General features: G+C 35.9%; 21 protein-coding genes and 1 riboswitch. Of the genes, 13 read left to right on the top strand and 8 right to left on the bottom strand.

Annotation, left to right across the window (positions count from 1 at the left end; all coding sequences use genetic code 11):
* Nucleotides 1–6 precede the first annotated feature (6 nt).
* A complete protein-coding gene (locus PL77_RS00195; RefSeq protein ID WP_082026330.1) occupies nucleotides 7–465 on the top strand; it encodes a T9SS type A sorting domain-containing protein in 459 nt (152 codons plus the stop codon).
* A 213-nt stretch (nucleotides 466–678) separates the two neighbouring features.
* Here PL77_RS00195 and PL77_RS00190 read toward each other — a convergent pair whose 3' ends face one another.
* The 4 genes from PL77_RS00190 to PL77_RS00175 all read right to left on the bottom strand — a co-directional run bounded on the left by PL77_RS00190 (nucleotide 679) and on the right by PL77_RS00175 (nucleotide 5,960).
* A complete protein-coding gene (locus PL77_RS00190; RefSeq protein ID WP_044200502.1) occupies nucleotides 679–1,767 on the bottom strand; it encodes a DUF5074 domain-containing protein in 1,089 nt (362 codons plus the stop codon).
* A gap of 12 nt (nucleotides 1,768–1,779) precedes the next feature.
* Complete coding sequence (locus PL77_RS00185; RefSeq protein WP_044200499.1) at nucleotides 1,780–3,651, bottom strand: TonB-dependent siderophore receptor; 1,872 nt, start codon at nucleotides 3,649–3,651, stop codon at nucleotides 1,780–1,782.
* A 3-nt stretch (nucleotides 3,652–3,654) separates the two neighbouring features.
* Nucleotides 3,655–4,821 (bottom strand): ABC transporter substrate-binding protein, encoded by a 1,167-nt coding sequence (locus PL77_RS00180; protein ID WP_063768985.1) that lies wholly within the window; start codon nucleotides 4,819–4,821, stop codon nucleotides 3,655–3,657.
* Nucleotides 4,822–4,840: 19 nt separating this feature from the next.
* Nucleotides 4,841–5,038: riboswitch (cobalamin riboswitch) on the bottom strand.
* 64 nt (nucleotides 5,039–5,102) lie between these two features.
* Nucleotides 5,103–5,960: an N-acetylmuramoyl-L-alanine amidase-like domain-containing protein gene (locus PL77_RS00175; RefSeq protein WP_044200495.1), complete on the bottom strand. Its 858-nt coding sequence runs from the start codon at nucleotides 5,958–5,960 to the stop codon at nucleotides 5,103–5,105.
* A gap of 75 nt (nucleotides 5,961–6,035) precedes the next feature.
* On the opposite strand from PL77_RS00175, the gene PL77_RS30035 reads away from it, so the two are divergent.
* Nucleotides 6,036–7,277 (top strand): hypothetical protein, encoded by a 1,242-nt coding sequence (locus PL77_RS30035; RefSeq protein WP_052444048.1) that lies wholly within the window; start codon nucleotides 6,036–6,038, stop codon nucleotides 7,275–7,277.
* Between the two features lie 94 nt (nucleotides 7,278–7,371).
* Here the strand turns inward: PL77_RS30035 and PL77_RS00165 are convergent, their stop codons facing one another.
* The 3 genes from PL77_RS00165 to meaB all read right to left on the bottom strand — a co-directional run bounded on the left by PL77_RS00165 (nucleotide 7,372) and on the right by meaB (nucleotide 9,788).
* Nucleotides 7,372–8,277: an Rpn family recombination-promoting nuclease/putative transposase gene (locus tag PL77_RS00165; RefSeq protein ID WP_044200494.1), complete on the bottom strand. Its 906-nt coding sequence runs from the start codon at nucleotides 8,275–8,277 to the stop codon at nucleotides 7,372–7,374.
* 166 nt (nucleotides 8,278–8,443) lie between these two features.
* The gene (arsC, locus tag PL77_RS00160; protein ID WP_044200491.1) at nucleotides 8,444–8,782 is read right to left on the bottom strand and encodes an arsenate reductase (glutaredoxin); all 339 of its coding nucleotides are present in this window, start codon (nucleotides 8,780–8,782) and stop codon (nucleotides 8,444–8,446) included.
* On the bottom strand, nucleotides 8,763–9,788 hold the full coding sequence (gene meaB, locus PL77_RS00155; RefSeq protein ID WP_044200490.1) for a methylmalonyl Co-A mutase-associated GTPase MeaB: 1,026 nt from the start codon (nucleotides 9,786–9,788) through the stop codon (nucleotides 8,763–8,765). The genes arsC and meaB overlap by 20 nt, the downstream gene beginning before the upstream one ends.
* A gap of 604 nt (nucleotides 9,789–10,392) precedes the next feature.
* Between meaB and mce the strand changes: the two genes are divergently transcribed.
* The 11 genes from mce to PL77_RS00100 all read left to right on the top strand — a co-directional run bounded on the left by mce (nucleotide 10,393) and on the right by PL77_RS00100 (nucleotide 22,972).
* Nucleotides 10,393–10,797: a methylmalonyl-CoA epimerase gene (mce, locus tag PL77_RS00150; RefSeq protein ID WP_044200488.1), complete on the top strand. Its 405-nt coding sequence runs from the start codon at nucleotides 10,393–10,395 to the stop codon at nucleotides 10,795–10,797.
* Between the two features lie 337 nt (nucleotides 10,798–11,134).
* Nucleotides 11,135–12,697, top strand: a complete 1,563-nt coding sequence (locus PL77_RS00145; protein WP_044200486.1) for an acyl-CoA carboxylase subunit beta — start codon at nucleotides 11,135–11,137, stop codon at nucleotides 12,695–12,697.
* A gap of 12 nt (nucleotides 12,698–12,709) precedes the next feature.
* On the top strand, nucleotides 12,710–13,084 hold the full coding sequence (locus tag PL77_RS00140; protein WP_044200484.1) for an OadG family transporter subunit: 375 nt from the start codon (nucleotides 12,710–12,712) through the stop codon (nucleotides 13,082–13,084).
* A gap of 11 nt (nucleotides 13,085–13,095) precedes the next feature.
* Nucleotides 13,096–13,515: a biotin/lipoyl-containing protein gene (locus tag PL77_RS00135; protein WP_044200482.1), complete on the top strand. Its 420-nt coding sequence runs from the start codon at nucleotides 13,096–13,098 to the stop codon at nucleotides 13,513–13,515.
* A 27-nt stretch (nucleotides 13,516–13,542) separates the two neighbouring features.
* Nucleotides 13,543–14,856, top strand: coding sequence for a sodium ion-translocating decarboxylase subunit beta (locus PL77_RS00130; protein ID WP_253273945.1), 1,314 nt, complete (start codon nucleotides 13,543–13,545; stop codon nucleotides 14,854–14,856).
* Between the two features lie 144 nt (nucleotides 14,857–15,000).
* Nucleotides 15,001–16,839: a methylmalonyl-CoA mutase family protein gene (locus PL77_RS00125; RefSeq protein WP_044200481.1), complete on the top strand. Its 1,839-nt coding sequence runs from the start codon at nucleotides 15,001–15,003 to the stop codon at nucleotides 16,837–16,839.
* Between the two features lie 44 nt (nucleotides 16,840–16,883).
* Nucleotides 16,884–19,034 carry a methylmalonyl-CoA mutase gene (scpA, locus tag PL77_RS00120; protein ID WP_044200479.1) on the top strand — a complete coding sequence of 717 codons (2,151 nt, stop codon included), beginning with the start codon at nucleotides 16,884–16,886 and terminating at the stop codon, nucleotides 19,032–19,034.
* A 319-nt stretch (nucleotides 19,035–19,353) separates the two neighbouring features.
* Nucleotides 19,354–20,229: an esterase family protein gene (locus PL77_RS00115; protein WP_044200477.1), complete on the top strand. Its 876-nt coding sequence runs from the start codon at nucleotides 19,354–19,356 to the stop codon at nucleotides 20,227–20,229.
* A gap of 91 nt (nucleotides 20,230–20,320) precedes the next feature.
* The gene (locus PL77_RS00110) at nucleotides 20,321–20,962 is read left to right on the top strand and encodes a hypothetical protein (protein WP_156152192.1); all 642 of its coding nucleotides are present in this window, start codon (nucleotides 20,321–20,323) and stop codon (nucleotides 20,960–20,962) included.
* Between the two features lie 131 nt (nucleotides 20,963–21,093).
* Entirely contained in the window at nucleotides 21,094–22,053 is a 960-nt protein-coding gene (locus tag PL77_RS00105) for a quinone oxidoreductase (RefSeq protein ID WP_044200475.1), read from the top strand.
* 85 nt (nucleotides 22,054–22,138) lie between these two features.
* Nucleotides 22,139–22,972, top strand: coding sequence for an MBL fold metallo-hydrolase (locus tag PL77_RS00100; RefSeq protein ID WP_044200472.1), 834 nt, complete (start codon nucleotides 22,139–22,141; stop codon nucleotides 22,970–22,972).
* Between the two features lie 34 nt (nucleotides 22,973–23,006).
* Here PL77_RS00100 and PL77_RS00095 read toward each other — a convergent pair whose 3' ends face one another.
* Complete coding sequence (locus tag PL77_RS00095; RefSeq protein WP_044200471.1) at nucleotides 23,007–24,626, bottom strand: S9 family peptidase; 1,620 nt, start codon at nucleotides 24,624–24,626, stop codon at nucleotides 23,007–23,009.
* Nucleotides 24,627–24,633: the final 7 nt, after the last annotated feature.

The raw sequence follows: 24,633 nt of genomic DNA, 5'->3' as shown, positions 1-24,633 counted from the left end.
TCAATAATGAAAATAATAATATATCTCTCCATTTTCTTGATGAGCACTATTGGAACTGTTGTTGCCCAAGATGTTGTCTCAATCACAGTGAAATGCCCTCCTTGTAGACCAATACAAGGGTGCGATCAATGTTTTGAAACACAAGCGGAAGCTGATTTAGCTTGTGCCTCTTCTTCTGCTCGAATAAAGAGTAGTGGTGAATCAGAAGACCTAAATGCTTTTGATTTAAATATTTACCCTAATCCCAATCGATTTGGTAAGTTTAATGTTGAATCATTATCCGCACTGAGTGGAAACGTAAAACTTTATTCTCCTTTGGGTACGTTAATTTCATCTTTTGAAATCAATGAAAAGAGAAGTTTTATGATTGGGGATAAAATGACATTGCCTTCCGGTGTTTATGTCATGACCTTCACCAGTGTAACAGGCAAAACAATCACCAAAAGGTTAATAGTGAGCTATTAATCAAGTTGACAATAATTAAGCTTGTAAAGTATCAATTATTCTAAACAGTAGAACACTAACGTTAAACAGAATTTTGATATAACAAATCAATAAGTTTCATCTTTTACTCTCATCACTTTATAAGTGGTGGGAGTTTGAAAGGTGGTGTAATAAAAAGAGCCTAGGAATAAAACCCCTAGGCTCTTATACACTTAATATTTGACAAAATATCTTTTAGTAGAAAATAAAGTGGAAAGGAGCAAGACCAACTTCCATTGATGCTTTTTCAGCTCCAGTTTCAGAATATACTTTCACTAAACCACTATTTTCATAATCAGGCGTGATTGCAACATATATATCTTTTGAAGCAGGGTTTTGTCCCACTCCTTTAAAGCCTTCACCTGAAATAATTGTATCATATTTTTTTCCTGATAAATCAAACTCAACAACTTCTGTTGTTGAAGATGGCCATGGTTCTGCACCAATACCAAAGATTGTTGATCCGTCAGTAGAAGCTTTGATGTAACCATCTCCACCAATACCAGTGTAGTTGATTAAAGTCTCTAAAGAATTATCAGTTGTGTTCAATTTTGCTAAACCAATGTTTTCACTCTCAACTGGGAAGCTCCAAGCACTTACAGCTGATACCCATAAGTTATTATCTGCATCAAATGCAAAGTGTTGAGGAGAAGCGTCAATAGTGATTAATTCAGGAGCTGCAGTTAAATCAGAAAGGTTATAAACTTCTACATTTGGAGTATAAGAAGCGGCTACGTAGATTTTTCCATCTTTAATAGCAATGCCTTCAGGATTTGAACCAACAGAAAACCAATTTTCTAGTTCACCAGTAGTAAGATTGATTACCAATACTTTTGGTCTAATATAGCTATAGTCAGGTTGAATAGGACCCCAAACTGTAACATAAGCTCTATTACCATCAAATGCAGTATATCTTGGGTTGTCAACACTATCTGTTACAACAAATTTCTTTTCTAAAGTTTTCGTGTCACATACAATGATTTGACTTGTTGAGGCAGTTGTGATCACCGTAAGTTGACCATTTGAATCAAAACCTTCAATGTTACCGCCTAATTCTTCACCATTTGCACTCATATAGGCTAAGTGTGAAAATGTCGTATCACTATCACTCATTGAAACTGCAGATACTGATGATGTTTTTGGTTTACCAAAAGCACCTGAGTGTCCTACATGGAATCCTTCTGAACCAGGTACATAAGGAGTTGTTTCCTTATCTTCAATACATGATGTGAAAAGGATAGCGATAAACGCAAAGACGAGTTGAAATTTGTAATTGTTTTTCATATTCTTTCTTTATTAAAAAGTGATATTTGCTTTTAACATATAATTGATCCCCGGCATTGGGTACTCTTCGTAATTCTGATAAGTCTCGTTCATGAGATTGTTGACCTTTAATGTCAACATTAAATTATTGTCTTGTAGTTGAATTAACTTACTGAATCCAAGATTGATAAGGTGATAGGCATCTAAATTATGAAAATCACTTGATGTCGTTCTTTTTCCAACATAATTGTGATCAACATTTAATCCCCATCCATGATAATTGAGGCTAACAAAGGCTTTAAAAAGGTGTTTAGGGACATAGATTAATTGCTTGTTTTTATCAGTATTCTGAGCATCCGTAAACGTATAAGCTATTCCAGCTTTCCATTTTAACAATTCATCTGTATTTTGATTACTTACATTTACATTAGATTCGACACCAAATGACCTTGTATTTTTAATATTCTTGGCATAGGTAGGGTTAGCCGGTACCCAAAGAATTTTATTATAAGTTCTAAGATAAAAACCAGTAACATTAGCATTCAACGTAACTCCGGGGAAATCTTGTGAATAATCAATACCTAAGTCAATATTAAAGCCATCCTCAGGTTCAATGTCAGGATTAGAATTTTCTCCCCAATATCTCTCGTTCATAGTTGGCACTCTATAACTTCTACCTACAGAACCCTTTAATGTTAGAGATTTACCATATACGTTCAATAACGAATATGAAAGATCAAGGGATGGCGTAAATGGAGGAGTTAAACTCGATACGAATGTTTGTCTTAAGACCGTAGATACTGTAAATCGATTAGTGATGTCAAAACGCAAGGCTAAAAATACTGAAGCTCTGAATTCTTCAGTCTTGGAATCATATTTGTATACATCGGGCCATATATTCATCACATAAAAGCCTGTTTGCAATGAAATAGAATTACTCAATGAAGTTTCTCCTCTATAATCTGCTTGTATACGTTCTGTTGCTATGATATCATCACTTCCGCTGAAAAGCTTATCTTTTATATAGGCTACACTACTTACATGTGTCCACTTTTCAGTATGTAATTGATGATTGATGAGCCCTCTAAATGCCGTGTTTTCCGTAAAACCGTCATTAGGCGACATATTCTCATTCATTATAGGTTGAATACTTCTATCATCTTTGGTATACCAAAGGTTTATAGACCACTCTTGATTTTCAGTCGGCTTAAAATGTGTTTCATGTAAGATACCGTAATGTTCAAAATCAGCATTGTTTACGTTTTGATATTCTTTATCATGTTCATTATAAAAACGATAATCATTGTCTGATTTTTGGTAGAGTCCTACAGTTTTGTGACGCCACTTTTTCCCTCCGTATTCTCCTTTAAAACCATAAAATTGTTGATTAAAACTTCCGTAAGCTGATTGTACCTCAAAATGATTTTTTTGAGCGTCCCAATGAATGTTATCTTTTAAAATAATAGAACCACCGACTGCACCAGTACCATATTGAGCAGAACTAGCACCGTATTGAAGATCAACATTATCAAAGTAGAATGTATTGATTGTTGACATGTCTGTTTGCCCCAATGTCATGGAATTCAAATTGATACCGTTCCACATTATTGCAGTATTTGTGGGAGACATACCACGCATAGAGATTGTTGTCAATTGCCCAGGAGCACCATATTCTCTGATATATACTGAAGCTTTATCTCTCAATAGAGCAGCAAGAGTTCCTTCATTGTGAAATTGAATCTCTGTACTATCAATGGTTTGAATATTCGAACCCTGACTGTAATATTTCATGGATTTCGATACAATTTCAACTTCTTTTAACTCCCTATCTGGCAATTTATAGGTCTGACTATAGCTTTGAGAAAAGCATAGCAGAAGGAATGTCATGAAAATATAGAATTTCATTTTCTACTTTAATTTATGATAGAAGAAAAGTTGGTGATCCGGGAGAAGATCAGGGTGGAGGATTTTAATAAGGTCGGCAATGATCAATTCAGGGTGTACCATACCTGTACCCCAATAATCGTTAGCCATTCCGTTTCTTAACCTTTTATTGTTATTATAAACATTTTTCTCTTTAAAGGCATTGAATTTCAAATACCTTGAGTCACTATTTTGAAGTGCTTCTAACGTAGTGAGTTGACCTACATTTAACCAATAATCAGCATGTCCGCCTTTGGCATAAACACCTTCTAAATCAAGTTGAATACTTCCTGTTTGTGTAGTTGCAGCCCAAGGATAATCTGCTGAAGCTTGATCAAAAGCAATGGCTAAATAAGATTTTCCTCCAGGCACTGACCACATTCCTTTGTAAGGTAAGCCAGAAATAACAGAAGGATGTGTTTTAGCCGTTTTTGCAACTTCTAAATAAGACTTGTATTGACGCTCTACTTTTTCAAAAATCGCATTGGCCTCTTTTTCTTTATTCAAAAGTGCACCAAATACCTTAATCCATTCTGCTCTGCCCAATAAATGGTTTTCCTGCCAATCCGTATTGGCTAATACTGGAATATTGACTTTGTTTAGGATAGGGAAGGAAGAAGAATTAGTAGTGCTACTGCCTACTACCATTACCAAATCAGCACTTGAAGCAATGATTTTCTCGGTGTTATTCGCAATGTCGTAGCCCACTGTGATGATTTCTCCACTTTCCATACGGTCTACAACGGTTTGACTATACATGTAGTCTTTTGAAATGTAACCTTTGATGCAGTCAATACTACCTAACTCTTCCATCATTGAGGTTTGAGCAGTGGTAGTCGTGATTACCTTCTTGACAGGAACTCTTATGATTTGATTTTTCTTAAATCCTTGTGGAGTTTTTGCACCGTGAGGAAGCAAAACAAACGTACTTGTTTTTTTATATTCAGAGAAGGGGTCAATGAGTTGAAGGAGTTTGTAACCTTCTTTATATTCTAGGTTGAATGTTTTTGCATATTGTACAGGACTACTGATAGTAGACGCTGTCTCTTGTTGTTGCTTAGCAGAATTAGTGTTGCCTTGTTCGGTAGTATTACAACTTAATGTAAATAAGAAGGCGATTATAACAACTAATTTATTGGATAACTGACTCATTGTAAAAAATACTTTGCACCCGAAGATAAAACAGTAAAAAAGGTATCCTGACTCTTCTTTTACAATGTGCCTTCCCATCAAAAATGAAAGTGGCCAATCATCAACCTAACCCAATAGGTAAGAATTACAGTAGCGGGGACTGTCTTGGATTTACACCAAATTCCCTTTGTTTACATGTGCAAATATGAAAGATAGATTTTTAGTTTCCTATCTGTAACTATTATTATTTGGAGTGATTTTGATCAATAATTATTAATAAAAATATATTAATGAATATTAAATTAGGGGTTGAGCCTAGCAACAGTTATACCTGTATTTAGCTTACTATTTTTTAACCATTCTGCTAGTGGTTTATTGGTAATGACTACTTTACCAGAGGATTGTGAGGCATGGAGCAGGTGAATTCTGTCTAACTTCTTCACTGCAATTCCAACGTGAGAGACATCCAAACCATTAATTTTAGTGACCAAAGCAATGATGTCACCTTCTTTAATTTTAGCCTCAACTGAAGCAATATTTTTAATGTAAATTTGAGATAGTGGGTGTTGGTTAATCGTGGTTTCGGCAACTTTTATCGTATTGAGGGCAGAGTCATTATCAATTAATCGTTTATAAGAGGAAATATGAGTACTCATAAAATTGATTTTTTTATCATAAGTTTGACCACCAATCTCCAGTGTCATATCCTTCAAAATGCCTTTTTTCTGATTGTCTAATACCCATTCTGTAAAGTAATGCAATCGACTGCCATATCCTGTCAATTGACCATTTCTATACCTTAAACGTTCTAGGATAGAAGCATAATGATTTAAGTTTCTTAATGAAGGTGCATGATTAAAAAGTAAGTTCATTGCTGTGACACTTTCAACAAAAGTTGTACAATCAAAACCTACAAAATTGATCACCAATTCCTCCTTTTTTCCTATTTCGAGTGTCTTCTCTAAATAAGGAGTGTCTAAAAAAATACGGGCAATATTACCTTCCCTTAGAGGAATATTAAAAGTGTCTACTTTCATTTTATTAAGTTCCTCAATTCTTTTATCCAAAGCGATTTTGCTGGCATTTGAGCAAACAATTTGAGCTTGAAGTGAAAAAGTGATAAATAATGTAATAATAAAGGAGAAGAAATATCTGAACATATTATTTTTTTAGCATTTTAGCAGAATGAAATATTTTGATTTCAATCGTCATTAAATATCGATCAATACTAAATTATGACAATCTTTAATAAACAAAGAACCTCTTTAGATTTTATTTTTACAAATAGAAAATCGATTTTCCCTTTACTTCTATCAATATTATTTACGCTACAATTCTCTAATGTTGAAGCTCAGATTAGTGAGAATCCAGATAAAGATAAGTATGTGGGGCAGTTTAATGGTGATGGCAAGAGACACGGATACGGCACGTATACATGGGAAGACGGCACTGTCTATCAAGGAAAGTGGAGAAATGATATGATGGAGGGGAAAGGAAAACTTGTTTTCGCAAACGGTAATAGTTACGAAGGTAATTTTGATAAAGGAGTACCGTATGGATTGGGTGTTTACCTTTGGGCAAATGGAGATATCTATCAAGGTGGTTTCTTAGATGGAAAAATGCATGGTAGAGGTGTTTTAGTTACTAAGTCAGGTGAAAGACACGAAGGAACTTGGATCCAAAATGAAGTGAGTGGTGAAGGTATTCACTACTACGCTAATGGATCTCAATACATAGGAAACTGGTCCAAAGGAAAGCGAAACGGAAAAGGTATCATGCTTTACATTAATGGTGATACTGAACAAGGACAATGGGTAGATGATAAATTTATTCCTTGTGATTGTATAAGAGAAAGTGTCTCAATTGAGCAAGCATACAAGGAATCTGAAGCCGTTTTTGTAGGAAAAGTATTTGAAGTACAAGCCATGGAAGAAGGTTACGATCGAATAGGTATGGTCGTTTCAGAATATTGGAAAGGCTCTTTATACCCATCAAGAAAAGTATACCTGAGGGCTGAATACTCCTCATGTGATTTTGTTTATTTTGAGGGTGATGAGTTCCTGGTTTACGCCCATGCTTATCAATTTGATAAAACAGTCTATTACCCAACGAAGTGTACTCGTACAATGAAAACGTCTCTTCCTTTAGCTCAGAAAGACATTGAGACATTGAGAAGCTTTAATTGTGAAATACCAGAAGGGGAAGATAGAAAAGTAACGTACAACTTCTCTGAAGATCCAGTTTGTGGTTGTGATGGAGAAGATTACAAAAACCCTTACAATGCTAATAAGGCCAAAGTGGGACATTGGTATGCAGGTACATGCGAGGAGAAGAAAAAAAGAGATGCAGAATTAGCTAAACAGAAGAGTGAAATTCGTTATCAGCTTGAAGAAGAGAAAGAGAAGTTAGAATTGCTTAAAAAAGAGCAAATGACTGCACCGGCAACACCATCTTACAATTATGTAGAGGAAGACTAAGATATTTTCTTTAAAATATTGAAGCCAGTTCTGAAATAGGACTGGCTTTTTTTTATGCTCTTGTTAAGAAAAATAGTTTGTCACTGTAGTCGAATTAGAGTTTAATACTCTTTACTTCTTCTATAGATAAACCAGAATATAGTGCTACTTTATCAATATCAAGCCCATCTAGAAGCATTGATTTTGCTGATTCAATAGCTTTTCTTTTTTCTCCGATTTCAATTCCTCTTTTCTCTCCAATCTCAATTCCTTCTTTAATTCCTTCCTCAATACCTTCTTCCTTAGCCGTATCCAACGAATTATGTAAATCTCTATAATATTTTAAAGAATCTTCATAACTCATCAATTCTTTTCTAGTCATTTTAGCAACTTCAGCCGTCTCAAAAAAAGCATCAAATATTTTACCTTTTAGTTCTTTAGGTCGTTCATCTAATTTGGAGAGGTTTTTAATGACATAAAGCCATTTATCAAATTTGGTTTCTAATTCAGATAAACCTTTATTAAAATTAGGCATAGCCAAATACGTAAAAGTTAACTTATCATAGAAGATTTTTTGGGTTTCTATATCGGTTAGCTTCACATCGTATCTGTATTTATTTTTACCCTTATCTTCTTCAAAGACAAAATCTAAAATAGCAACAGTATAAACAGCTTTCAGTTCATAGTTCCATTCTGCTCCCTTTCTAGCTTGTTCCTGAATCGGAAAAGTAGAATAATACAAGGCCCTGTCTTTAAAGAAATTTTGCTTTGTTTTTTGCAGTTCAACAATAAATTTCTCGCCTCTTTCATTCTCACAATACAAGTCAAATATAGCTTTTCTGTCAATTTCACCACTTCCTAAATGTTCATTTTTCAAATACGTCATCGACTTAATTTCCCCTTCATGTTCACGAAGAAGCTCATTTAAAAAATCCATAAGAATAGCTTTACTTGGCTCTTGTCCAAATAAGCGCTTAAAGCCGAAATCGGTAAAAGGATTAATATATTTTTCTTGTAGCATCTTTGTAACTTTCTTTTGAACAAATGTACGAATTAAAAGAATGAAAATGGAATAGGGAAATGTGAAAATGTACTTTGCTTTTGCCGTGATTTATTTAGATCAAATCACAAAATAGCCATCAAAAAAGGCTCAAGAGCAAACCCTTGAACCTTTTCTTTAAAAATTTTTATAAATCCAATACCAATGAAGGAGGCCTACCGATAACTGCTTTGTTATCCTTAATAACGATAGGTCTTTCGATCAATTTTGGATATTCTACCATGGCATTGATGTATTCCTCGTCAGTAAGTTCTTTGCCTTTGAAATTTTCTTTATAAATGGCTTCTCCTTTACGGATAAGTGCTAAAGGTGAGATGTTAAGCATCGAAAGAATTTCTTCAATTTCAGCTTTAGAAGGAGTATCTTTTAAATATTCTCTTACTTCCACTTCATCACCATTTTCCTTCAATAAATTCAAAGATTCTCTACTTTTCGAGCATCTTGGATTATGCCATATCTTTATCATCTTCTGTTCTCGTTTGGTTAAATAATTCCAATAATTTTCTTGCACCTGCAATGGCCGGCAATTTATTTTGAATTACTTGATTCTCCAAATGATTTAGATTGCCTTCCACTGACTCGTTGGTATAGAAAGCTCTTTTTAGGTGGTTATCGATAGTTTCGTGCATCCAATGTAAGTTTTGACTCTGACGGTTGGATTGGAAGAAGCCTTTCTCTTTCATTTCTTTCTCAAACTTCAAGATATTCTCTAGTATTTCATCCAAACCTTCATTCTGTACAGAAGAACAGGTCATTACTTTTGGAGCCCAGCCTGATTCAGCAGGAGGGAATAAGTGCAATGCATTCTGATAACTCGCTCTTGCCATTTTACCACGATGTACGTTGTCTCCATCACATTTAGTAATGGCAATCGCATCAGCCATTTCCATAATACCTCTCTTGATGCCTTGCAGTTCATCACCTGCACCGGCAAGCATTAACAGCAAGAAGAAATCAACAATTCCTTTTACAGTAGTTTCTGACTGACCAACACCTACTGTTTCAATAAGAATAACATCAAAACCTGCCGCCTCACAAAGCAACATCGTTTCTCTTGTTTTATGATTTACGCCTCCTAAAGCACTTCCTGCAGCAGAAGGACGAACATAGGCTAATGGATCATTGGATAATTCTTCCATTCGGGTTTTATCCCCCAAAATACTACCTCCACTGATTTGTGAACTTGGGTCTATGGTCAATACCGCCAATTGCATATCTTTTGAAGTGATATATTTCCCAAAAGATTCAATAAAGGTACTTTTACCAACACCAGGAACTCCCGTAATACCCACTCTAAGTGTATTACCAGTATGAGGAAGAATGAGTTCAAGTATTTCCTCTGCCAAAATAACATCAGCAGGTAATTTACTTTCAATAATTGTAATGGCTCTACTTAATATTATTCTGTTACCATTTATAATGCCATCAGCATATTCCTGTGCACTAAGTCTTTTTTTTCTTTTATATCTCATGGTAAAAGAAGAACGGTTTTATGTTGAATAATTCATTTAAGTACAAAGTCAAAAATAAATCATAGTTAATTCTAATTTATTTTTTGTGAGTACAACGCTAAAAAACGTATTAATAGTGGTTCTATTGAAAGTTTTTTGAAGGAAGTAATCGCAAAACAATAAATAGAATTAGATAATTTTGATTTTGTACTTAACCCAATCTATTTATATGTTATAAATTAGGAACTGGGTATTTATTTTTTTTATAATAAATGAGAAGAAGCCTATCACTGTTTTTACCTTTACAAAGCTACATACAATTCTTCTAAAAAGGTATTAATTGTGTTCATAATACAATTTCTAATATTTTTTAATTTTTTTTACTATTTCTAAATAAGCCGAAAGATGATATTTGTCTCTAGTGTAATTAGTTGATATTCAGATTTATAAATATGTTTAAATCGTTTGTTTTTTTGAGAGAAAACAGTTTTTATGATTTTAATCTTTATTTAGATGATGAATGTTATCACAAACAATTTCTTTTTGTATGACTTTTACGATACATAATAAAGGTCAACAAGCTTATCACGCCTTTTTTATTACTTACTATTAAAAGCAACAAGAAATGAATATATCACACATTGAGCACATTGGTGTAGCAGTAGAAAACTTAGAAGAGTCAATTAAGTATTACGAAGAAGTATTAGGGCTTAAATGTTATGCTATTGAAGAAGTAGAAGAGCAAAAAGTGAAAACTGCTTTCTTTAAAGTAGGAGATACTAAAATTGAGCTTTTAGAGTCTACATCAGAAGATGGTCCAATCGGAAAATTCGTCGCTAAAAAAGGGCCAGGTATGCACCACTTAGCATTTGCAGTAAAAGATATCGAAAAGAATCTTGAAGATGCTGAAGAAAAAGGCGTTCGTTTATTAGATAAAACACCAAGAAAAGGAGCAGAGGGATTAGATATTGCTTTCTTGCATCCAAAATCAACTCATGGAGTTCTTACTGAACTTTGCGAGAAGAAATAAGCTATTACTTTTGAATACCTACCAAGTACATAAAGTAGTGTAACCAAATGGGTGACCTCTTACAAATAAAAGAAAGTTACCCAAACCTCAGTAGTTAAATGATACGACTACTAAAAGTAAGAAAAAGAGGCTAAGGCACGTCATGAGCAGTAATCGTTCTCCCATAAAGGCTTAACGATGCTATCTTAACAGTAGATTAAAATTGATTTTTCTAAACCTGTAAAAATACAGGGCTGGACGGTTATTGCCTTGACTTTCTTACATCACAGTAAAATGAATTAGATACACTGTAAAAAGTGTAGTTAAATATTTGACAAATACCCGCTGGGAATTATCAATGGGAACTAACAGAGATAAGGTTAGAGAACTTGTAGAAAAAAGATCACAAGCCCGCTTAGGTGGTGGTGAAAAAAGAATTGACAAGCAACATAGTCAAGGTAAGTTAACAGCCAGAGAGAGAATTGACCTTCTTTTAGATGAAGGTAGTTTTGAGGAGTACGATATGTTTGTAACGCACCGTACGAAATCTTTCGGCTTGGAAAAACAACAATATTTATCAGATGGTGTAGTGACAGGTCACGGTACTATTGACGGTAGAGTTGTTTATGTATTCGCACAAGACTTCACAGTATTCGGAGGTTCACTTTCAGAAACATTTGCACAAAAGATCTGTAAAGTAATGGATCAAGCAATGAAAGTAGGAGCACCGGTTATTGGTTTGAATGATTCAGGTGGAGCTCGTATACAAGAAGGCGTTAGGTCTCTTGCGGGTTACGCTGAAATCTTCCAAAGAAACATCATGGCATCAGGTGTAGTACCTCAGATTTCTGCAATCTTAGGACCTTGTGCAGGTGGTGCGGTATACTCTCCAGCGCTTACGGATTTTATTCTTATGACAGACCAAACATCATACATGTTTGTAACTGGTCCTAAAGTAGTGAAATCAGTGACAGGTGAGGTGATCTCTGTAGAAGATTTGGGTGGTGCTAACATGCACGCTTCTAAATCAGGTGTAGCTCATATGATGACTGAAAACGATGAGGAGACATTATTGTTAATCCGTAAGTTGATGAGTTTCTTACCTTCAAATAACCTTGAAGAGCCACCACAAATCCCTTGTAATGACCCAATCGAAAGAATTGAGGATAAACTGAATGAGGTAATTCCTGATGATCCTAACAAGCCATATAACATGCTAGATGTTATTCACTTACTTGTTGATAATGAGGAATTCTTAGAAACGCACAGAGCTTATGCGAAAAACATTATTACAGGTTTTGCTCGTTTCAACGGTCGTCCAGTAGGTATTATTGCCAACCAACCTTCATTCTTAGCGGGTGTACTTGATATTGAAGCATCGAAAAAAGCTGCACGTTTCGTTCGTTTCTGTGATGCATTCAATATTCCAATCGTAACATTAGTAGACGTACCAGGTTTCTTACCAGGTTCAGGTCAAGAATATGGCGGTATTATCCTTCACGGTGCCAAATTATTATTCGCTTACGGTGAAGCAACAGTTCCAAAAATCACTATTACACTTAGAAAATCATACGGTGGAGCACACGACGTAATGAGTTCTAAACAATTAAGAGGTGATATCAACTACGCATGGCCAACTGCCGAAATTGCAGTAATGGGTGCTAAAGGTGCTGTAGAGGTATTAGAAGGAAGAGCAATTCGTTCAATCGAAGATAAAGCTGAGAGAGCGAAATTCATGCAAGATAAAGAGGAAGAATACGTTGAGAAATTCGCTAATCCTTATCAAGCAGCTAAGTACGGATTTATTGATGATGTAATCGAGCCAAGAAATACAAGATTCAGAATCTGTAGAGGTTTAGAAGTATTAGCGACGAAGAAAGAAGTTAATCCTCCTAAGAAGCACTCTAATATTCCACTTTAATCAAATAATAATATGGAAGATCAAGTAACACAATTCGGCTTGACCGAAGGATTAGTGATCACATTGGTTGGAGTAGGACTAGTATTCTTTACATTAACCTTATTATTCCTTCTTTTTATCTCATTCACCTATTTGGTGCCGATCGTTATGGAAAAGATCAACAAGCCAAAGCAGATTGTGATCAAAAAGGATGATGAAGAAATGCTTATCAATGCCACTAAAGTTTCTGGTGAAGTCAATGCAGCAATTGCTGCAGCAGTTTACCACTATATGGCAGAAGCACATGATGAAGAGTCAACGATCCTAACAATCCAAAAAGTGAAGAAAGCTTACTCACCATGGAGTTCGAAAATCTATTCAGTTCATGGCAGTCAGCTCAACCGTTAATACCGAATAAAATGAAAAACTATAATTTTACAGTTAACGGTAACAACTATGCCGTTACAATAAAAGGAGTTGAAGGACAGGCGATTGAGCTAGAAGTCAATGGTACTCCTTATAAAGTAGAGATGGATAAAGAAGTGAAAACTTCTAAAACTCCAAAACTAATGCGTTCTGAAGCTCCAAGAACAGCAGCACCAAAAGCAATTACTCGTTCAGCGAAGAAATCAAATATCGTAGCACCACTTCCTGGTACTGTGATGACGATCAACTTCAAAGAGGGTGATGCTGTGAAGCAAGGTGATGTCTTGATGACAATGGAAGCAATGAAGATGGAAAACAATGTATTGGCTGAGGCAGACGGTACTATTGCAAGCATTAAAGTAGAAGAAGGAACGTCAGTATTACAAGGAGAGGTTCTTGTAGAAATGGCGTAAGTGGTTTCATTCTAAACAATAATTATTATGAATACGAAACGCTTATTTATCGTCTTTGGAGCCATTGCAACCATTATGATTTCATGGGCAGCTGCATCAGCGGCAGGCTTATCAAATCAGACAATTGGTGAAGTGACTCAAGCAGCAGTCGCAACAGGTGCACCACAAGATTTTAATGCATTGGCAATGAACGGTCTGATGAACTTCATGTCAATGACGGGTTTTGCAAACTTGACTTTGCCAAACTTTGTAATGATCTGTGTGGGGTTATTATTTATATTTTTAGCTATTAAATTTGATTACGAACCACTTTTACTGATTCCAATTGGAGCAGGTGTTATCATTGGTAACATACCATTTGTAGCAGGTAACCAAATTGGTATTTATGAAGAAGGTTCAGTATTAAGTTACTTATATTTTGGTGTTGAAAAGGGTATTTATCCACCGCTTATTTTCTTAGGAATTGGAGCGATGACCGATTTTACTTCTTTGATCGCCAATCCGAAATTGATGCTTTTAGGAGCTGCCGCTCAAGTAGGTGTGTTCTTAACATTCATCGGTGCTATTTCATTAGGATTTGATTTAAGTGAAGCAGCAGCCATCGGTATTATTGGTGGAGCTGACGGTCCTACGGCCATCTTCCTTTCTTCTAAATCAGCACCGCACTTACTAGGAGCAATTGCCATTGCAGCATACTCTTACATGGCACTTGTACCTGTGATACAGCCACCAATCATGCGTTTGATGACAACGCCAGAGGAAAGAAAAATCCGTATGAAGCCACCAAGAACGGTGACAAAAACAGAGAAGATTCTATTCCCATTGGTAGGTTTAATTTTAACTACATTTATCTCACCAAGTGCACTACCACTTTTAGGTATGTTATTCTTCGGTAACTTATTGAAAGAGTCAGGTCACACTGAACGTTTAGCAAACACTGCTAGAACTTCTATGATCGACATCATTACAATCTTACTAGGAGTAACAGTAGGTGCCTCTACTCAAGCAAGTGTTTTCATTACTACAGATTCATTGAAAATCTTCGCTTTAGGTGCCGTTGCCTTCGCTATTGCAACATTCTCAGGGTTAGCTTTCGCCAAAATGATGAACTTATTCTTAAAAGGTGATAACAAAATCAACCCATTGATTGGAGCAGCCGGAGTTTCTGCAGTACCTGACTCAGCAAGAGTAGTACAGCAGGAAGGACTAAAAGCCGATTCAAATAACCACTTATTGATGCATGCCATGGCACCTAACGTAGCAGGTGTAATTGGTTCAGCAGTAGCAGCGGGTATTTTGATTAGCTTCCTGTCTTACTTCCAGCAAGTTGGAGGGATGTAATTCTCCAATAGCGATAAGAGTATGTTTGGAGCCAATACTTTAGCCGGACATGGACTTCAAACATGCTCAACTATACCAAAATTGGTATAGTCCAAGAGATTTGTTTTATTATTGTATCACCAATACACACAAAATTACATAAATATGGCTGAAAAATTATTTTCAGACTTCGAGCCGATCAGTAAAGAGACTTGGAAAGAAAAAGTTATCACTGACCTAAAAGGAGCTGACTTCGACAAAAAGCTAGTATGGAAAACTGAAAACGGAATGACAATTCCTCCATACTTTAACTCTGAGGATAGAGAAAATAAATCCGAAATTTTAAGTGAACTAAAGAATATCTTACCGTCAAACGAAAACGAAGGAATGGATTGGAAATCATTCCAGAGAGTAGTTGGTAAAGATAATGCTGAAGTAAACACTAACGCTTTATATTTATTAGACCGCGGTGTTGAAGGTCTAGTGTTTGATGTAGATAGTATTCAAGACTTCGACATCGAGCAAGCATTAAAAGGAATCAGTATTGAGATGATCAGTATTGGTTTTGAAAATGTAAAACACCCAAGAACATTAATGAGAGATTATGTAGGTTACCTACACATCCATGGTGTTTCTTTAGACAAAGTAGCAGGTTACATTAACTTCGATCCAATTCATGACTTCACTACAACTGGAGCGATGGATGAGGAAGGATTCCAGCGTTTATCAAGATTAATTTCTTACACTGCTGAAATGCCTAACTTCAAAGTGATCTCAGTAGCTTCTGATGCTTTTGTTAATGCTGGTGCAAACCACGTTCAAGAGTTAGCATTCTCTTTAAATACATTAGTTGAGTACATCGATCAATTATCTAAATTTGACGTTGAGCCAACTGAAGTATTAAGCAATGTAATTTTCCAAGCGACAGTAGGAGGTGACTACTTCCACGAAATCGCGAAATTCAGAGCATTTAGATTATTAGTTTTAGAAATCGCTAAACTTTACGATGCGTCTTTTGATGCAAGCAATATCGTAATCGTTGGTAACTCTTCACTTTGGTCTAAATCATTGTATGATCCAAACGTAAACATGCTTCGTAACACTACAGAGGCAATGTCTGCGGTATTAGGTGGTGTTGATGCAATCAATATCGAAGCTCACAATGCTTCTTACGAAAAGCCAACAACACAATCTCAAAGAGTGGCCTTGAACATTTCTCACTTAATGAGAGAAGAGGCTTACTTGGGTAAAGTAGCTGACCCTGCTTCAGGATCATACTACATTGATACATTAACTGAAAAGTTATTGGATGCAGCATTATTGTTATTCCAAACTATTGAATCAGAAGACGGTTTCTTAGCTTCATTCAAATCAGGTGGAATTCAAAGCTTAATCCAAAAAACAAGAGATCAAAAAGAAAAATTGATCGCTCAACGTAGAAGTGTTTACGTTGGTACGAACAGATACCCTAACCAACAAGAAGTGGTGAACCCGGAAGGTGTTTCAGTAAATCACGATACAGTGGCTGAGGTAGAATTGTTATTACCACAACGTGCAACGCTACAGTTTGAGAACCTTCGTCTTAAGACTGAGAAATATGTTCATGATGGCGGTACTCGTCCTAAAGTATTCAATACTTTGTTCGGTAACTTGGCTATGCGTAAAGCAAGATCAACTTTCGCAATGGACTTCTTCGGTACTGCAGGATTTATCTCTGAAGAGCAATTCTTTGACTCAGTAGAAGAGGCAATCCAAGGTGCTATCCAAACAGATGCAGATATCGTAGTGATGTGTTCTTCGGATCCAGAATACCAAGAGCATGTAGCGGCATTTGCTAAAGCATTCAAAGCTTCTGAAGCAAAAGGTAAGAAATTAATCTTAGCAGGATTCCCAGGTGAATTCGAAGCAGCTTATACAGAAGCAGGTGTTGATGGATTTGTTCATGTGAAAACGAATGCCATTCAAGCGTTAAGCCAATTCCAAGCTGATTTAGAGATCGCTTAATTGGTCTTCTTGAATTAATGTTTTCAATTTAAAAAACGAAGGAAATGAAACCAGATTTTTCAAAATTAAATATAAATGATATCAAAGTTGTTTCAGCAGAGAAACTTGTAGAAGAGCAAGGTAAGCTGTGGACAACTGCGGAGGGAATCGAAGTAAAGCAGAAGTTTTCAAAAGAAGATACTCAAAGTGCTGAGCATCTTGAATTCGGAGCAGGTCTTCCTCCATTCTTAAGAGGTCCTTACTCAGCAATGTACGCTTTGAGACCTTGGACTATCCGTCAGTATGCAGGTTTCTCTACAGCAGAGGAGTCAAACGCATTCTACAAAAGAAACTTAGCAGCAGGTCAAAAAGGTCTTTCAGTAGCCTTTGACTTGGCGACTCACCGTGGTTACGATTCAGATCACCCACGTGTAGTTGGTGATGTAGGTAAAGCGGGTGTTGCGATCGATTCAGTAGAAGATATGAAAGTTTTATTCAATGATATTCCATTGGATAAAATGTCAGTATCAATGACAATGAACGGTGCGGTAATTCCAGTATTGGCTTTCTACATTGTTGCAGCTGAGGAATCAGGAGTATCAAAAGAGAAATTGAGTGGTACGATCCAAAATGATATTTTGAAGGAATTCATGGTACGTAACACGTACATCTATCCTCCAAAACCATCAATGAGAATCATCTCAGATATCTTCTCTTATACTTCTAACAACATGCCGAAATACAACTCTATTTCTATTTCGGGATACCACATGCAAGAAGCAGGTGCTACAGCAGACATCGAGTTGGCTTACACACTTGCAGACGGTTTAGAATACTTAAGAGCTGGTAAAGCAGCTGGATTAGATATTGATGCATTCGCACCTCGTTTATCGTTCTTCTGGGCAATCGGTATGAACCACTTCATGGAGATTGCAAAAATGAGAGCAGGTCGTATGCTTTGGGCGAAAATTGTAAAACAATTCAACCCTAAAAATCCGAAATCAATGGCCTTGAGAACGCACTCTCAAACTTCAGGTTGGTCATTGTCGGAGCAGGATCCTTTTAACAACGTAGCTAGAACAGCAATTGAAGCAATGGGTGCAGCATTGGGTCACACTCAATCATTGCACACCAACGCACTAGATGAGGCAATTGCATTACCAACAGACTTCTCGGCTCGTATCGCTCGTAACACGCAGCTTTACATCCAAGACGAGACGAACGTTTGTAAAGTAATCGATCCATGGGCAGGTTCACACTATGTGGAGTACTTGACGAATGAGATCGCACAAAAAGCTTGGAAACTTATCGAAGAAGTAGAAGAGCATGGCGGTATTGCGAAAGCAATTGAGAAGGGTATTCCGAAAATGAGAATTGAGGAAGCTTCTGCCAGAAAACAAGCACGTATTGACTCAGGTCAGGACACAATTGTTGGTGTAAATAAGTATATTTCAGATGAGAAGACTGAAATCGACGTATTAGAAATCGACAACTCTGTAGTTCGTGAAGGTCAAATTGCTCGTTTAAAGAAAATGAGAGAAGAGCGTGACGCTGATAAAGTAAATGCAGCACTTGAAGCTATCGAAAAAGCAGCAGTAACAGGTGAAGGCAACTTATTAGAGTTAGCAGTTGAGGCAGCAAGATGCCGTGCTTCTCTTGGTGAAATTTCAGATGCTATGGAAAAAGATTTTGGTAGATACAAAGCTACAATCCGTAATATCTCAGGAGTTTACTCTCATGAGGTAGCAGGTGACAAAGCGTTTGCTGAAGCAAAAGAATTAGCGAATGAATTCGAGAAATTGGAGGGTAGACGTCCAAGAGTAATGATCGCTAAGATGGGTCAAGATGGTCACGATAGAGGTGCAAAAGTAATTGCAACTTCATTCGCAGACATCGGATTCGACGTGGATATGGGACCATTGTTCCAGACTCCAGAAGAAGTGGCTCGTCAAGCAGCTGAAAATGATGTAGACTGTGTAGGTGCATCATCATTAGCAGCAGGTCACAAAACGTTAATTCCTCAATTAATTGAAGAGTTAGCACGATTAGGTCGTGAGGATATCATGGTATTTGCAGGTGGTGTAATTCCAGAGCAAGATTACCAATTCCTTTATGACAACAAAGTAGCAGCGATCTTCGGACCTGGTACTAGAGTTCCATATTCAGCGAAGAAAGTACTTACGTTACTTTTACAAGAAGATGAAGTGGAAGGTTAAGCTGAAATTATATACCAAATATAATTTGTGAGATAATGAGGGGGTGCCGTTTGCGATTACGGCGCTCCTTTTTTTATATCGTCAGAATTTTTTAATTCTTGCCCCGTTACGCAAAACTATTTAGATTCAAGTTTTTAAAACTTAAGTACTAATCCAAAAATTGATTATCATTAACGCTTAATTATTTTTTTGTGAGTACCACACTAAAAAACGTATCAATAGTAATTCTATTTACCGTTTTTTGAAGGAAGTAACTGCAAAACAATAAAATGAATTAGTATTAAATAATTTTGTCTTGGTACGTATCAATTACAAACGAATGAATTACTACTTAAAAATATTATTAACACTATCTCTTTTGTCATTACCATTTTCACTTTTCAGCCAAACATCAAAAGTCTTTGAAACGAAAGTTGTTAAAAGTGATATTTTGGGAGTAGAGAAGAAGTATTCCATCTATTTACCAGAAGGTTATGAGACTTCAGATAGAAGTTATCCGGTGTTGTATTTGCTGCATGGTTATAGTGATAACCATACAGGTTGGGTACAGTTTGGAGAGGTTCAACGTATCACTGATCAAGCCATAAAGGAAGGTACAGCAACACCAATGATCATTGTAATGCCAGATGCTGATACAGATCGAATAGGTTATACGAACAATATTGATGGAAAGTGGAATTATGAGGATTTCTTTTTTAAAGAATTGATGCCTCATATTGAAGCGACTTACAGAACAAGGAATGAAAAGCGTTATCGTGCCATTGCAGGGTTGAGCATGGGAGGTGGAGGAACTTTCATTTATGCATTACGTCATCCTGAATTATTTGCAGCGGCTTGTCCTTTGAGTGCTTGGTTTGGAGAAGCTAATTATGAGCAAAGGAAAAAGGAAATGGCTCCTTATTATGATGGTAAATCAAAGAAAGAAATTCAAGCCCATTATGACAAAAACAATCCTTTAGTTTTGATGGAACAGCTTCCTGAAAAAATAGAGTGGAACAACAGAATCCGTTGGTATATTGACTGTGGAGATGACGACCATCTATCAATTGACAATAGTAAAATGCATATCTTGATGACGAATAAAAAGATCCCTCATGAATTTAGAATGAGAGATGGAGGACACAATTGGAGTTATTGGAGAAGTGCCTTACCAACAGTCTTAGAATTTGTCACGAAGTCTTTCCATCAGTATTAAATTTGATTATTATTTAGGTAAATAACATGTTATAATTTATTTTGTAACATGTTATTTTTTATAAACTAAAATCTATAAAATTAAACCAAAAATGACTTACAACTTTCACTCTATCAAATACCCAATGTCTGTATTTTATTTTTCTATGGCCGTGTTTTGCCCCTCATTATTTTTTCCTCTTATCTATGGATTAAATGTGTATACTTTATCAATGCTACTGGTACTCGCTCTTCTATGTATTCTCTATTACTTGAATTTTAGTAAAATACATTGGGTGGATTTAAAGATTGAGTTAGACAAAGAAAGTATCTCTATTAATGGGCAAAAGATGAGTTTTAAAGACTTGGAGCGTTATGAGTTTAGAAGGGCATCAGTAATGTCAGGAGAAAAAAATCCACTTCACCTAAAGTTCAAAAACCTAAGCTTTTTATTTCATCCACCTAAAAAGTCACCTTCAGTTCAAGAAAGCTATGATGATTTTATTCAACACTTTAATGAGGTTATAAAAGAGCTTAAATTAGGTGCCAAGCAAAAAATACTTTCAAAATTACTCGTCAATGGTATGGGGATATTTTGTTTGGCTTACTTGGTACTAATCATTTATATGTCAGTTGTATATGGGAAAGAAGTGCTGAGTAGTATGATTCCCCCATTCTTTATGTGTATATCCACTTGGGGTGCATTTGCGGGGATAAGGGCAATACAACTTCAACAAAAAAAGAATGTCTCGTAATCATTGAAGCATGAATTTCTTCGATCCAGTTCTATAGGTTCAAATTCTAAATTTTATTAGTATTGCATTCGCATAAAGTATATCAATAACCATGGTATACTTTTTTTACTTCCAATCGAATAAATATACTAATGAAAGCACTTACTTTTTCATCTTTTGGTGGACCTGAGGTATTAGAATACATGGAGGTGCCAAAACCAGAAATCAAAACCAATGAAGTGTTGGTGGAGAATAAAGCCATCGGACTGAATTTTGCTGACATCTACAGAAGAAAAGGAAACTATCATTTAAAAGGTCAACCACCATTTATTGCAGGATATGAAGGTGCTGGGATAGTGGTTGAATCAAATTCTGATAAATATAAAGTGGGAGATAGGATTGCTTACACTGATGTTCCCTTTGCAAATGCAGAATATATTGTTGTACCAGAAGATCATGTAATTCCTATTTCTGAGAAGGTTGACTATTCATTGGCCGCCTCAGTTTTATTACAAGGCCTTACAGCTCATTATTTGGCGAATGATAGTTATGCAGTGAGTGAAGGCGAGACGGTATTAATTCACGCCGCTTCGGGGGGAGTGGGACAAATTTTATCTCAAATCTGTAAATCAAAAGGGGCTAAAGTCATTGGACTCACTCGAAGTGAAAAGAAACTTCAGACTATATTGGAGATCAAAGCAGATCATGCATTGCAATTGGATGATGATTGGGTAAATAAAGTAAAAGAAATTACTGACGGAAAAGGAGTCGATGTCGTTTATGATAGTGTAGGAGCTACAATCATGGATTCTTTTGAAGTCACTAAAGATACAGGCACAGTTGTATTTTATGGCATGAGTGGAGGAGATCCAGTGGCTATTGATCCGAGAATGCTCATGGATACCAGTAAAACTCTCACAGGTGGAGATCTTTGGAGTTATTTAGTAAGTCATGAAGAGAGGGTGACAAGAGCAAATGCTCTTTTTGAATTGATAGAAAAAGGTGTTGTCAAAATCAAAGAACCTGTTACTTTTAAACTTTCTGATGGTATGAAAGCACATGAATATTTAGAGGGAGGCCAAAGCTCAAGTAAAGTTTTACTTACCCCTTAGGTGTTTATTGCAAAAATGTTTATTCATTTTAATTCTAATGATAATTTCGTTTATTGAGAATTGAAATGAATAAACAACACCTAAAATGATTACTACTGAAGAACTAAACTATGAAAATGTAAAGGGTTATCGATTTGGATATCACCCTTTCGGGAAACCCAAACTCTCTGCTTATGTCTATTTTATTGATGGTCTTTTGATTGATACAGGACAAAGTAAAGTTAGAAAAGTACTGCTCAAAAGTCTGGATGATTTGCCCATTGAACAGGTCTTTATAACGCATCACCATGAAGATCATACAGGGAATATTATACCTCTAAAAGAAAAATTTCAATGTCCTATTTACAGTTCCGAAAAGTGTGCAGCGTTAATGCATAGCCCTCCTTCGTTGAGTTTTGCCCAAAAAATAACTTGGGGTGATCGAGAAGTTTATCATGATTTGATTCCCTTGGAAGGTCATATTCAAACAAAAGAACATCACTTTGAGATTATTCCAATTCCAGGGCATGCATCTGATATGGTCGCCTTATATGAACCGGATAAAAAATGGTTGTTTTCAGCAGATCTCTATATTAACTCGTATATCGGTTATTTTTTGAATAGTGAAAGTATCGCACAACAAATAACATCAATCAAAAAAATATTGAATTATGATTTCAAGGTCATGTTTTGCAATCATAATCCACAATTGAAAAACCCGAAAGTGAAGCTTAGAGAAAAATTAAATTTCTTAGAATCTGCTTACTCTTCCGTTTATGAATTATATCAGAAAGGTTTGAATGAGAACGAAATTTTTAAGACACTTGAACTAAAGGAAAATTGGTTTGTAAAGTTTTTGTCGGGAGGGATGCTGTCTAAAATGAATTTAATACGTTCAAGCATTCGAGATATTGAGTTAGAAAAAGAAAATCACTTCTAAAGCTTGATGACTAAAAGAAGTGATTTCATGATATCTATTTGATCAAACCAACTTGGGCTCCAATCCATTCATTGATAGTTTTAAATAGGAAAGGATGATAACCTTCTATTTCTGTTAATTGGACATCTCCACGCTTTCCCCCTTTGATCAGTAAGTGGTTGACATTAGGAAGTATTCGTGTATCGAAGTGGGATTTATTTTTAAATGTTTGTACTCTGTTTTGATTCATTACGGGATCAAGCAAATTGTCTTTTGCTCCATACAAAGTCAAAACAGGTACTCTTACTTTTTCCCACGCAGGTTTTGCATCAAACTTATAATATTTTTTCCACCACTCTATGTATTCTGTTTCATCTAGAGTAGTAACATATTCGATCATTGGTGTCACCAAAATTTGATCGTGAGCCTTGGTTAACGCCTCTGTCTGTTCTCCAGAAGCAAGGTACTTGATCAATTCATCTTGGTATTCCAACGTAATTTTGATATCCTCTTCGGTAAACTCATCAGCTCTTAATCGTTTTTCTAATGCCTGTCTTTCTTGATCAACAAACTTAGACATTGCACCTGAAATATTTACGATAAACTTGATGTCGCTTTCATTTTCAATGGCCAATGGCATTACGTATCCTGCTTGATCAAAACCGACTAACCCGATTTTTTTTTCATCAATACGTTTCGCTTTCTTGAGCTTATGGATAACTTTTTTCAAGTCTGATGCAAGATCATTAAAGTCGGCACTTTTACGATCACCTGTAGAAACGCCACAACCCCTTTTATCATAGACAAAAGTTGCAATGCCATAATAAGGAAGTGTTTTTACATATTCATCAAAAATATTTCCTCTGAATTGTTCACCAGCGCCAGGTACGTAGATCACGAGAGGTACATTTTTGTCTTCCACGTTAGGGTAAGTCAATGTGCCTTCAATATCCACATTGTCATTTTTGACTGTTATATCTTTAAAATCACTAAGTTCTTGAAGCCTCTTACCTTCTTTTAGTGAAGTGCCTTCAGTGTAAGAATCATATTGTAGACGTTCGGCTTCACCATTTTCGTTTTTATAGAGTGTGATGGTGAAATCAGTAGGGAATGATGATGCCATTTTAGGTCCCGCGGCAAAAGTGATTTGATGCTCATCTTTATAAGTAGGGTAAAGTACTCTCTGTTTACCATTTTTAAAGTCCAATACTCTCAATGGATTAATAGAGCCGTCTATGTAAAAGGGCTCAATTTGTATAATTCTACCATCTTCAAAGCTAAAATACCCCAAAAGGTTGCCTAAATCTGCGATATGAATCGGAGAAAGGCGGATGAGGTTACAATCAAATTCTTTGTAGCCTACTTGAAATTTTCCCATGATTGTAGAATCATTTAAAATTTCACCTCTGTATGAAGCGGCCATTGATGGAGTGTCAATAATAAATTTTAAAGAATCAGAGGTTTCTACATAGTCATTTACTTTATCTGTTTCCTCTTGATGATAGAAAAGTTTGACCTTGATGGCTGAATCTATATCAACAAACATCAAGTCGGGGTACAGATCAAAATCTGCAGTTCCAATCCATTTTCCTTTAAGGTTTTCGTTTTTCCACTGACCATAGGCTGTATTGAATAGTGAGGTCAATAAAATTAGAGGAAATAAAAATTTTAGCATTGTTGAA

The organism is Flammeovirga sp. OC4 (genome assembly GCF_000812565.1).
Lineage (GTDB): Bacteria > Bacteroidota > Bacteroidia > Cytophagales > Flammeovirgaceae > Flammeovirga.
The sequence above is the reverse complement of the archived record's forward strand: the minus strand, read 5'-3'. Positions and strand labels throughout refer to the sequence as shown.